Genomic DNA, 12,027 nt, shown 5'->3' on the forward strand with positions numbered 1-12,027 from the left:
GTATAACGCAAATCTAGGTATGCGCGTTTACGGCAACACCCATGGAATTAACGCCGGTTATCCTAGCAGTCGTTATTCACTAAGCTGTATGGTTATTGGCGCACAAGATAACGATATGCAGCGCGATTACGCTTACACAGTAAGTCGTAAAGCGTCTTTGCTGCAATCAGCAAGTGCAGTGGGTATTGATGCCGCTAAAGCTACTGTAGACCGTTTGGGGGCTCGTAAAATCAACACCGCAAACGTGCCTGTGCTTTTACACCGTGACATCGCATCTAGCTTGTTTGGTCATTATGTCGGAGCTATTAGCGGTGGTAGCCTTTACCGTCGTTCTAGTTTCTTGTTAGATAGCTTGGGTAAACAAGTTTTCCCAGAGTGGCTTAACATTGAAGAGCGTCCGTTTATCAAAGGCGGTTTGGCAAGCTCAAGCTTCGATAACGAAGGTGTGGCATGTTCAGACATGACCATTGTCGATGGGGGTAAATTGGCTACATATCTTTATACCACTTACTCGTCGCGTAAGCTAAACACCCGCTCGAATGGCCACGCCGGTGGTATTCATAACTGGCTAGTAGGTGATACGGGTCACAGCGACGCCGACCTGCTTAAAGAAATGGGCACAGGTTTGTTCGTAACCGAACTGATGGGGCAGGGTGTTAACGGTGTGACGGGCGATTACTCGCGCGGCGCAGCGGGATACTGGGTTGAAAATGGCATCGTCCAATACCCAGTTCACGAGGTAACTATTGCTGGCAATCTGAAAGATATGTTTAAAGGCATTGTGGCAATTGGCGCTGAAAAAGATGTGCGCGGCAGTGTACAGACCGGTTCGGTGCTTATTGACCAAATGAAGATAGCAGGCAGCTAGTTTACGCTTTCTCGAAACGCTAAAGGAGACAGCCCGGTGGACTTCTTGAAGCGTTTCGAGAACGTAAATACATTTGCGTAGCCTACATAACTGGCGATATAAGATACGGGCCACTGCGTGCTTAGTAATAAGCTTTTGGCTCGTGTCATACGCAAATGGATAACGTGCTGTTTGGGGCTTCTCCCAAATACTTGTAAGCACAGCCTGTGAAGGTGAGGGGCAGAATAATGCGCTTTCTCACTTAAGCTTTCCATATCCCAATCAAACTGAAGCTGTTTTCCAACCGCTGAAAAAAGGCTGTGTAGTCTGCTTACCTGGCGTCGTTCTTTCTCATCGTGAGTATGTACGTCACTCAAAGGCGCATCAATAATACGGTACAGATAGCGAGACACAACTTGCATCGCCGAATTTCGATTCTCGACGTCACGCTCTAAATACAAAAGTTCCATTGCATGATGCAGTCCTTCCAACATGGCATTATCCACTATCACAGCACCTAGCTTATTAAATAGTGTCCAGCGTTCGGAGTCTGCCAAGTTTACCCAAATTATATCCCATTGCTCACTGACTATTGTGACTTCGAAACTTTGTCCAGCGGGTAGAATAATTAGCTGTCCTTCATCCAATTGCATCTCGCCTGACGGGACACGAAATTTTCCTTGTCCATGAATGCTGTAAAACAAGGTGTGATTAGGAGGCGAAACGCGACCTACCGTATAGTCACCTGATAAGTTAGAGCATCCTGCTAGTTCAATCTCCAGGTCGCTGATTTCAGGCGCATTACTACTATCAATAAAGCGTTCAAAGCACTTGGGGCCTATGTCTACAATGTCTCTAAAGCTAAGTTGCATAAATGTGAAATGATAGTTTTGGATAAATATATGAAAGATTAGAGCATAAAGGATTTAATGAAAGTTAGCTATATTGCGCTTAACGAAAAAGTAAAGGATATGACATGCTTAATGTTGCGCAAGTAGTGGCTCAAAACGATTGGCAAAACCCGGTTGCATTTCAGAGGAATCGCATCAATGCCCACAGTCCACATCACGGATATAAAACGCTAAAGGACGCATTGCACAATACCAATGCGCAAAAACGTAGTTTAAACGGTCAGTGGGATTTCCGTTTATTTGAAGCTCCAGCAAACGTACCTGAAAGCCTGCTTTCTAAAACATTAAGTGATGACGAGTCTGCTAATTGGCAGCCTATTACCGTACCTTCTAACTGGCAGCTGCAGGGTCACGACAAACCGATTTACTGTAACGTTAAATATCCTTTCGCGGTGAACCCTCCAGTGGTACCCAGCGAGAATCCAACGGGTTGCTACCGAACAACGTTCAACGTTACCAAGGATGAGTTAAAACAGCGCAATCATATTGTTTTTGAAGGGGTAAATAGCGCGTTTCACTTGTGGTGCAACGGCGAGTATGTGGGCTATTCCCAAGACAGTCGACTACCGGCTGAATTCGATTTGTCTGGCTACTTGGTCGACGGTGAAAACCGACTAGCGGTAATGGTGATCCGATGGTCAGACGGCAGCTACTTAGAAGATCAGGACATGTGGTGGCTTAGCGGTATCTTCCGCGACGTAAATCTTGTCACCAAACCTCAGCATCACATTCAGGATGTGTTTGTTACGCCAAGCCTTGACGCATGCTATCGCGACGCAGTAGTAACCGTACGTACCGCCATCAATGCGCCTTCTACTTACAAAGTGGGTATCCAGCTTTTTGATGGCGATAACGCTGTTACCGAGCAAGTCATTACCGGCACTAACAATAAACGTATTGATGAAAAGGGCGGTTGGGATGACGTGGTTTTTCAAACGCTTCATGTGAATGAACCTAATCACTGGACTGCTGAAACACCGAATCTGTATCGCATCGTTGTCTCGCTCATTGATGAAAATGGCAACGTCATTGATGTTGAGGCCTACAACGTTGGCTTTAGAAACATTGAAATGAAAAACGGCCAGTTATTGGTAAATGGTAAAGCGGTGCTAATTCGTGGGGTTAACCGTCACGAACACCATCAAACAAAAGGGCATGCAATCAATGAAGATGACATGCTTGAAGACATTAAGTTGTTAAAGCAAAACAATTTCAATGCCGTACGTACTGCCCATTACCCTAATCATCCGCGCTGGTATGAGCTTTGTGATGAATACGGGCTTTATGTGGTGGATGAAGCTAACATCGAAACCCACGGTATGTTCCCGATGGGAAGGCTTTCTCGCGACCCGCTCTGGGCCGGCGCTTACATGGCGCGCTTTACGCAAATGGTCGAGCGAGACAAAAACCACCCAAGCATCATTATTTGGTCGTTAGGGAATGAGTCTGGTCACGGCCCTACCCATGATGCAATGTATGGCTGGGCAAAGTCATTTGACCCATCGCGCCCTGTACAGTACGAAGGCGGCGGCGCTGATACAACGGCTACCGACATTATTGCACCAATGTACGCACGGGTTGATACCGACATTAAAGACGATGCAGTGCCTAAGTGGGCCATTAAAAAATGGTTGTCGATGCCGGGGGAAAACCGCCCCGTTATTCTATGCGAATATGCGCATGCTATGGGTAATAGCTTGGGTAGCTTTGATGAATACTGGAAAGCGTTTAAGGCTTATCCTCGCCTTCAAGGTGGCTTTATTTGGGACTGGGTTGATCAAGGATTAGTAAAACACACTGATAGCGGCGAAGCTTACTGGGCTTACGGCGGCGACTTCGGCGATACTGAAAACGACAGACAATTCTGTATAAACGGTCTGTTATTTCCAGACAGAACGCCACATCCGCACTTATTAGAAGCTAAATATTGTCAGCAGCACTTAAGCTTTTCGTTGGTTGAGAAAGACAACAAGTTTGAGCTTACAGTAAGCAGCGATTACTTATTTAGACGCACAGACAACGAGTTGTTACGTTGGCAAGTGCTAGAAAATGGACAACCGATTGCTGAGGCGAAGGGCGAATGCGAAATCGACATAGCGCCACAACAAGCGCAAACGCTCAGTCTTAGCCCAGATATTACGTTTAAAGCAGGCGCTGACTACCACTTAAATATTGATGTGGTACTAGCGAATGACTGCTCGTGGGCTAAAGCAGGGCATGTTATGGACACCGCCCAGTTAGCGCTAGTCAACAAGTGTGGAATAGTATCGTTTTCTCTTAATGATAACGAAACAACAAGCGGCACAAGTGAGCTATCAATTGAAGCTCAGGATGGGATGTTGCTGGTACATGCGCAAAATAACGTATTTAGCTTTAACAGTGAGAGCGGGCTATTAACCTCGTGGCTTCAAGGCGCGGAGGAAACACTTGCCGCGCCGCTAGAAGATAACTTCTTCAGAGCGCCACTAGATAACGACATTGGGGTAAGCGAAGTTGATAATCCCGACCCGAATGCGTGGGAGTCTCGCTGGCGTCGTGCTGGAATTGGCAAGTGGACACGCACTTGCACGGGCGTAAACGTAGAGCAGGGCGCGCAAGACGTGCGTATAACATCGTTATTTGATTATCACCATTCAGAAAAGCTGGTAGCGGCAACAAAGTGGGTTTACACCATAAATGCACAGGCTAAGCTATCGGTAGACGTTGAAGTGCTCTTGGATGACGGTTTACCACCTATGCCGCGAATTGGTATACAAACGGCAGTGCCTGTAGCCGATAAGCCAACGTCGATTACCTGGCAAGGACTAGGGCCATTTGAGAACTATCCTGACAGAAAAGCGGCAGCGCGTTATGGTCGCTACACCTTACCTATAAAAGAGATGCAAACGCGCTACATATTCCCAACGGACAACGGCTTGCGCTGTGGCTGTACGCAACTTGAAGTTAGTGGACTGAAAGCAAAAGGACAGTTCTTCTTTAACGTGAGCGAATATGGGCAAGCACAGCTAGACGAGGCAAAACACACCTGTGATTTAACACCTCAAGATTGTGTGTTTGTGTACATAGATCATGCCCACATGGGCGTAGGCGGCGATGATTCATGGAGCCCAAGTACACATAAAGCATTCTTGTTGGAAGAGAAGCAATACCGCTACTCAGTTTGCTTTAGCGCTGCTGACAGCTAGTCCTCAGTGTGAAGTCGATCATTTAGCACTCGATATCTCAAGTGACGATTCGCGGCATAGCTTAGTTATGCCGTCATTGGGATAAAGTGTTTACATATAAAAAAGCCGCTACACAGTAGCGGCTTTTCATTAATTCAAAACTCGTTCAGGCAACGTCTTAGCCGTCAACCTGACCACAGAAACGGTAACCTTCACCGTGAATGGTTACAATCAATTCTTCATCTGAAGGATCTGATTCGAAGTGCTTACGAATACGACGAATCGTTACGTCAACCGTACGGTCATTCGGACGAAGTTCACGCCCCGTCATTTCCATGATTAGCTGCTCACGGGTAAGGATCTTACCTGGATTGCTTAGGAAAAGGTGAAGAGCGCGGAATTCACTGCGTGGTAGACGGAATTCTTTCCCACTAGGCGAAATCAATGAACGGCTATCACCGTCAAGCGTCCAACCGTTGAAGCTTACACGGCTTGGTAAATCGTCGTCTTCTGAAGAGTTTGTAGTACGAGACAGTAAGTTGCGCGCGCGAATAGTCAATTCACGAGGGTTGAATGGCTTAGTCAGATAATCGTCTGCGCCAATTTCAAGACCTAGAATACGGTCAACGTCGTTATCACGACCCGTTAGGAAGATAAGCCCAACGTTTTTACGGTCACGTACTTCACGTGCCAAAATAAGGCCATTTTTACCCGGTAGGTTAATGTCCATGATAACCAAATTGATAGCGTGATTCTCGAAGAAATCATGCATTTGATCACCGTTCTCGGCCTCAAACACATTATACCCTTCCGCTTCAAACAAACTCTTAAGCGTGGTACGGGTTACCACCTCATCTTCAACAATTAACACATTTGGCGTCTGCATGGTGTTCTACACTCTTTCTAAAATACGATTTAAGCAACTAACTGGTTAAATTTTAATATTCATGTACTTGATTGCAAGCAACTTGTGAATATTCTTACTGTTAAGGTATTGGGGTTAGCCAATAAAAATCAAGAAAAGTTCATACTTTATACAACTATTCTGACGTTTTCGCATTAACAACGGGGAAGATAATTACAAATTCTACGCCGTTGCCTTCCTCACTGGTAATCGATATTGAACCATTAAGGGCTTGCGTTACTAAGTTGTATACCAAGTGCATTCCCAATCCGGAACCACCTTGCCCACGCTTCGTGGTGACAAAGGGGTCAAATATCCGTTTGCGAATTTCTGGGGAAATGCCTTTTCCGTTATCGGTATAAACAAGCTTGAGCTTATTGCTACTCACCATTTCGGCACGAATATCAATTGTGCCTTCATCCATGGTTTCAAACCCATGAATAACCGAATTCATGATTAAATTAATCAAGATTTGATTTATTGGGCCAGCCTTCGTTTCAACGCTAAGGGTAGGGTCGCAATCTACGTTGATGTTGTGTTTTAATTTTTTGAGTCGAGGCTGCAATGACAATAGTATCTCATTAACTAGCTGTACAACGCAAAAACTTCGACTAGATTCTGAGGTTTGATCTACAGCAACCTGCTTAAAACTGCTAATAAGTTCGGCAGCTCTGTTCAAATTGCGGTAAATAATGTTGAGGTTTTCGTTACTTTCATCCAAAAAGCGTTTCATTGCACTGGCTTTCAGCGTTTTATTTTCAAAGTCTTTTTGAATAACCGCTAACCTGTCTAACATCATTGTCGACGCAGTAACGCCTAAACCTATCGGAGTATTCACCTCGTGCGCAACGCCCGCAACCATATCACCGAGCGAGGCCATCTTTTCATTCTGTACAATTTGACGCTGAAACTGATGTAGCTTTTCTAACGTTTGAATAAGTTCCTGGTTTGCATCCTTAAGGGCGGTGGTTCGGTGACTTACCATATCTTCTAAGCTGGCATTGAGCTTTCTATGTTGCTCCTCCGCCTGTCGTTGCTTTTGCATGTACTCTTGCATGCGAAACAGCATCACATTCACGGCGTCAGCCAAGATATCGAGTTCTCTAATAGTGGAGCCGCTGGCACGGGCTGAATAATCACGTTGTCGTGAAGTACGCTGCAAGAAGTTAGCAATGTCTTCAACGGGGCCAGTTACAATACGTTGCATACGCACTGCAAAGTAAAAGCTAATAGCCAAAAGCGCCAAGGCTACTGCCAAATTAAGCCAAATCGACTTTCCAACAAGCTGGTTAAAATTCTCTGAGGAAATTCGTAAATAAATCCAGCCCAACTGAATGTTCGTCTCAGTGTCGAAGACTTTTGCACTTAATTCAAGGTATTGACCATTGTCGGCCAATTGAGGTGTCATAAACATGGACGCCAGTTGATTTTCCTTGCCTCCTAACAATAACTGGCCTTCCTTGTTATAAGAGGCGAAAATCTGGGGCTCTAGGTTACCGCTTTGCGCTTTGTAAACATGGGCATTTAAAACATGGTCGGCGGCAGCAAGGTTACTTAGGGCAAGTTCAATGCGCTCTGGCGTTTCGTCATAAAGATACATAGCTGAACTGCTTGCGACCAACTTGGCCAACATGAGTGCGTTAGACTCAAGTTCATGACGGTAGGTTTTAATTTGCGTGTAGACGGCAAGACTGGATAACACTGCAAGCGAAAACGTAGTAATTGACATTACCACCCAAATGAAAAGGCTTTTAATCGTAAGCTTGACTACTTTATCCGTCATATCCGTTTTGCGTATTGTCCATTCGCGTCTTCCATATATTCATAGTGGCGCAAAAATGCGCAAAAAGGAAGACGCCCATAAACAATAATTAATGTACGCAAAGCCCTTTAGTTGAGGGTTGAAACGTATAGTTGCTGGTAATTCTTCGCCGCTGCTTCCCATGTGAATCGCGTTCGCATTCCACGTTGCTGCATCGCCCTGAATTTTCCGGCATCTTCGTAGAACGCCAGCAGAGCTCGACGAATGCAAGATAGCAGTGCATATGGCGTAGGATCATCAAACACAAAACCCGTACCTTCGCTATCGTTGCTGTAATCGATAACCGTGTCTTTGAGTCCGCCTACCGAACGTACGATGGGGATGGTTCCATAAGCTAAGCTGTACATCTGGTTCAATCCGCACGGCTCAAACTGAGAAGGCATTAGGAAGAAATCAGCGCCGGCTTCTACCAAATGGGCATGTTCGGAACTAAACCCATTTATAAACGCGAATTGGTCAGGGTGTTGTTGAGCGAATTCGCCAAGGTCCATACACACTTTAGGGTCGCCCGTGCCCACAATTACCATTTGAACATTGTGCTTAATTAAATCGTCCAAAATGGGCAGTATGTAGCCAAAGCCTTTTTGTTCAGTCAGCCGGCACACCATTCCAATAAGCGGTACGTTGCCATTCTCAGGTAATCCCGACTTCTCCTGTAATGCTCGTTTACATGCGGTCTTTGGATGAAGATTCTCTACACTGTAATTCTCAGGTAGGAATGTATCTGTCTCGGGGTTCCACTGCGTGTAGTCACATCCGTTAAGAATACCGCTTAAGTCGGCTTGACGATTTACAAGCCGCTCGTGCAGGCCATGACTACCTAGGTCAGTAAGTAACTCGCTCGCATAGTTAGGGCTTACGGTTGTCACTTTCGTGGCAAACTCAATCCCGCTCTGCAGCATATTGATGTAACCGCCGTGCACTTGCGCCAGAATGTTTGGATGATGGCGAAGAAAGGGAATGCTCTCAAGCTTATGCACGCCTTGAAAAGCCGCGTTATGAATAGTGAATATGGTTTTAGTACCGTCAAAATACCCAGATTTGTCGTGGGTAAGTAAAAACGGCAGCATGGCCGCATGCCAGTCGTGACAGTGAATAATGTCAGGCTTTTTATCAATAGCTTTTAGCGTTTGAAGTACGGCGCCACTGAAAAAGCTAAAGCGCTCACCATTGTCTTCATAGGCCTCAAATGCGTTGGCGTACAGCCCTTCACGCATAAAGTATTCAGGCGAGTCTACAAAGTAAATAGGAATACCGTGCCATTGCATGTAGCGAATATCAAAATGGTACACCTGACCTTCAGTAAACAGGGTTTGTTGCTCGGTTACAGTTGGTAGGTTCAACTGTTCAGCCAGTACTTGGTAATAAGGCATAACAATGGTGATGCTTTCGCCCAAGGTATCTAGCGCGAGTGGGAGTGCTTTTCCAACGTCTGCAAGGCCGCCGGTTTTTACCAATTCTTCAACTTCTGAAATAGCAAATACAATATTCACAGGTGATCCCCCAGAGCGTAACGTGCAGTGCACTTGTAATGCTTAAATATAGTGTACGGAAAAAGCGCCGTATGCCATTGCGTGGAGTACGCAATGGCATGAGCAACAGGTAGAAAAGCTAAATTAGCACAAGCTAATGGTTTTTTTAATTACAAAGCCGCTTGATAAACAGAAAATTGCGACGTTTGTGCTGTGGTATAGACCGTTTGGAAGTGCTCAGCGAGTAAACCTGGGTAGGGTAAGAATCGGTTTGCCACCATCTGCATAGTGCCGCCACGACTTAAGCTTGCTTTAGCGTCAGAAATAAAGCGCTTAGTGATGGTGTAGTCAGTTTTAATGCCAGTATGAAATGGCGGGTTGGTGACAATGTGCTGTACTTTTTGAGTAAAACCGTGCAATCCATCCGCAGCATAGAGTGTTGCTGATAATCCGTTGTCTGCTAGGGTGAGTGCACTACAGTAAACTGCAAGTGCGCTAACATCAGTAAGATGAAGCTTCAAATGCGGATACTTAAGCATTATATAACTGGCAATCACGCCAGCGCCGCATGCGAAATCCAGAATTTCACCACTCAGTGATGTTGAGAGTTTTTCTAGTAAAAGCTCAGTTCCCGCATCCAGTTCTTTGTAGCTGAATACGCCAGGCATAGAGGCCACTTGCCAAGCCGTGCCCTCAACGTGATACGTATTCATGTCAAGCCATGCATCCGGTTCAAAGGCAAGGTGTGGCTCTTCAACTAAAACGGTGATAAGACTGCAGTGGCGAGCAGAATCAACCTTTTGGGTTGGTCCGTATTGGTCCATCAACTTAGCAGCACTCTTTATACCGCCCTTATTTTCACCCACCACGTGAATACGACCATTTTGGCCCACCATGCTGGCTGCCATTCGCAATAGCATCTGAAAATGGGTTTTTGCTTTGGGTAAGAAAATCATCACGTCAGTGTGAGATTTCTCTAGTGCAACGAAAGGCGTAAATATATGAGTATGATTTCCGACTTTTTGCGTCACCTCAAAACCTGTGCGCGTAATATCTCGGCTATCAAACGATACCGAGGGTACGACTCTTACGCACTCTGAAAAAACATCGAAATATTGGTGAATTACCGTGACTTCTTGCGATTTAAGACCGTCCAGAAAATACGCATCAGAAGGGTTGATAAATGCCCACTGACCTTCTTCGAAAAGCGCGATATTACGTTCTAACAGTTGGCTTTGAGGAGATAAAATCATTACTTAGTACGCTCGAAAATTAGATCCCAAACGCCATGACCTAGTTTTTGGCCACGGGTTTCAAACTTGGTAATTGGGCGGTAGTTTGGACGAGGTACATAGTCGCCGTCAGGTGCAGTATTGGTGTAACCGTGGGCATTGATCATAACGTCTAACATGTGCTCAGCATATTGCTCCCAATCCGTCGCCATATGAAAACAACCGCCAATAGCTAATTTGGTGCGAACCAGCTCAACAAATTCAGGCTGAACAATACGGCGTTTGTGGTGACGCTTCTTGTGCCAAGGGTCTGGGAAAAATAGCTGTAGGCGAGACAACGAACCGTCTGGGATCATATTCTTAAGCACTTCTACTGCATCATGGTCCATTACACGCAAGTTCTCGACGCCTTGTTCGCTTGCTTCAGCTAAGCATGCGCCAACGCCTGGACGGTGAACTTCAATGCCGATAAAGTCTTTCTCAGGTGCGTTTGCGGCCATTTCAACCAATGACTTGCCCATACCAAAGCCAATTTCTACAACAACAGGCGCACTTCGGCCAAAAATTTCTGACAGCGATAACGGTGCTTCAGCGTAGTCAATGCCCTTGGTTGGCCAGTGATCTTCTAGCGCTTTTTCTTGTGCTTTAGTAAGTCTACCTTCGCGTTTCACGAAGCTTTTTACCTTGCTTACGTATACTCCAGCGGCTTCTGCTTCCGCCTGACTTTTGAATTGCCTCATTTGCAATGCCTTTCTTACCCAATTTTATGGTGGCGCATTATCCACTTACCCACGGCTTATGCAACGCTATCGTGGCAAAAATGCTGTAATTTTATACGCCAATTTGTTTCGCAATAATAGACGCTACGGCGTCAGTTTTCTCAAGTACTACCATATGCCCGGCGTCACTAATGGTGTGGAACGTCGCTTTGGGTAGTACATTTTTTAGCTGCTTAATTGTTTCTGCTGGTGCAATGGCGTCTTGCTGGGCAGTAATAAACGTTACTGGTGCATTGATCTTTGCTAGCGCTTTAACGGTACTTTCTCGTGGTGTGGTAGCCATGGTGTGGTTAAGTAAGGTGGTTTTACCCAAATCTTGCGCCATAGATTTTACCACACCAGCCACGTTTTCATCCGCTAAGCGGGAAGGGTGGATAAATCGCGAAAGATAAGCATCGTTGTCGGGCTTGAAGTTTCCTTGCTTAAGCATGGTGGTCAGCTGCTTACGCTTGGCTATTTCTTCTTTTGAAAGCCCTTCTGGGTTATAGCCAATCAATGTTATGGAAGCTACATTTACAGGGTTGCGCTGCGCCACCAGCGCGGCAATAAATCCGCCCATGGAATAACCCACAAGGTGCACTTTTTCGTTTTCGAGAATACGATCTTCGCTTAATGCTAACATTTCTTCTTGTGAAGCTGCCCACTGAAGTGGCACATAGCGACGTTGCGCAATACTGAGTGTGCGCCAAAGAGGCAGAAATATTCGCTCGTCACAGAGCGTACCGGGAAAAAATAAAACAGGGTGCTGCACAGACACGTGTGCTCCTTAACAATAAACTGGCTAGTTACATGCTACCATAGCGCGCTTTTTAATGAATGGTCGCTAGGTAGAAAGCGACCAAGCGGTAGTAATTGCCCATACAGACGATTATGACAGAACAACAATATACAGGTAG

Annotated in this window: 9 protein-coding genes; 2 read left to right on the plus strand and 7 right to left on the minus strand. The window is 45.6% G+C overall.

Features of this window, described 5'->3' with window-relative positions; translation table 11 throughout:
- Positions 1 to 868 (plus strand): metallopeptidase TldD-related protein (locus QVA83_RS20435; protein WP_287498895.1); only part of this gene is annotated, 868 nt, incomplete at its 5' end.
- Here the strand turns inward: QVA83_RS20435 and QVA83_RS20440 are convergent.
- Positions 865 to 1,719 carry an AraC family transcriptional regulator gene (locus QVA83_RS20440; RefSeq protein WP_287498896.1) on the minus strand — a complete coding sequence of 285 codons (855 nt, stop codon included), beginning with the start codon at positions 1,717 to 1,719 and terminating at the stop codon, positions 865 to 867. The genes QVA83_RS20435 and QVA83_RS20440 overlap by 4 nt on opposite strands.
- Positions 1,720 to 1,823: 104 nt before the next feature.
- Between QVA83_RS20440 and QVA83_RS20445 the strand changes: the two genes are divergently transcribed.
- Positions 1,824 to 4,943: a beta-galactosidase gene (locus QVA83_RS20445; RefSeq protein WP_287498897.1), complete on the plus strand. Its 3,120-nt coding sequence runs from the start codon at positions 1,824 to 1,826 to the stop codon at positions 4,941 to 4,943.
- Positions 4,944 to 5,100: 157 nt separating this feature from the next.
- On the opposite strand, the gene arcA is transcribed toward QVA83_RS20445, so the two are convergent.
- The 6 genes from arcA to QVA83_RS20475 all read right to left on the minus strand — a co-directional run bounded on the left by arcA (position 5,101) and on the right by QVA83_RS20475 (position 11,888).
- The gene (gene arcA / locus QVA83_RS20450) at positions 5,101 to 5,808 is read right to left on the minus strand and encodes a two-component system response regulator ArcA (RefSeq protein WP_014947922.1); all 708 of its coding nucleotides are present in this window, start codon (positions 5,806 to 5,808) and stop codon (positions 5,101 to 5,103) included.
- 154 nt (positions 5,809 to 5,962) lie between these two features.
- A complete protein-coding gene (locus QVA83_RS20455) occupies positions 5,963 to 7,609 on the minus strand; it encodes a sensor histidine kinase (RefSeq protein ID WP_039236941.1) in 1,647 nt (548 codons plus the stop codon).
- Between the two features lie 107 nt (positions 7,610 to 7,716).
- Entirely contained in the window at positions 7,717 to 9,141 is a 1,425-nt protein-coding gene (gene glgA / locus QVA83_RS20460; protein WP_156077761.1) for a glycogen synthase GlgA, read from the minus strand.
- Positions 9,142 to 9,290: 149 nt separating this feature from the next.
- Positions 9,291 to 10,373, minus strand: a complete 1,083-nt coding sequence (locus tag QVA83_RS20465) for a methyltransferase (RefSeq protein ID WP_039225841.1) — start codon at positions 10,371 to 10,373, stop codon at positions 9,291 to 9,293.
- A complete protein-coding gene (gene trmB, locus QVA83_RS20470) occupies positions 10,373 to 11,092 on the minus strand; it encodes a tRNA (guanosine(46)-N7)-methyltransferase TrmB (protein ID WP_156077762.1) in 720 nt (239 codons plus the stop codon). Before trmB ends, QVA83_RS20465 begins: the two co-directional genes overlap by 1 nt.
- Before the next feature lie 91 nt (positions 11,093 to 11,183).
- Positions 11,184 to 11,888: an alpha/beta fold hydrolase gene (locus QVA83_RS20475; RefSeq protein ID WP_049588396.1), complete on the minus strand. Its 705-nt coding sequence runs from the start codon at positions 11,886 to 11,888 to the stop codon at positions 11,184 to 11,186.
- Between the last annotated feature and the right edge of the window lie 139 nt (positions 11,889 to 12,027).

The sequence above is a fragment of the Alteromonas sp. AO-Serp genome (assembly GCF_017849675.1).
Lineage (GTDB): Bacteria > Pseudomonadota > Gammaproteobacteria > Enterobacterales > Alteromonadaceae > Alteromonas > Alteromonas macleodii.

Bases quoted from the DNA above. Each gene is read 5' to 3' on its own strand.
- QVA83_RS20440 (WP_287498896.1), bottom strand. From the start codon at position 1,719: ATGCAACTTAGCTTTAGAGACATTGTAGACATAGGCCCCAAGTGCTTT.
- QVA83_RS20445 (WP_287498897.1), top strand. From the start codon at position 1,824: ATGCTTAATGTTGCGCAAGTAGTGGCTCAAAACGATTGGCAAAACCCG.
- arcA (WP_014947922.1), bottom strand. From the start codon at position 5,808: ATGCAGACGCCAAATGTGTTAATTGTTGAAGATGAGGTGGTAACCCGT.
- QVA83_RS20455 (WP_039236941.1), bottom strand. From the start codon at position 7,609: ATGACGGATAAAGTAGTCAAGCTTACGATTAAAAGCCTTTTCATTTGG.
- QVA83_RS20465 (WP_039225841.1), bottom strand. From the start codon at position 10,373: ATGATTTTATCTCCTCAAAGCCAACTGTTAGAACGTAATATCGCGCTT.
- trmB (WP_156077762.1), bottom strand. From the start codon at position 11,092: ATGAGGCAATTCAAAAGTCAGGCGGAAGCAGAAGCCGCTGGAGTATAC.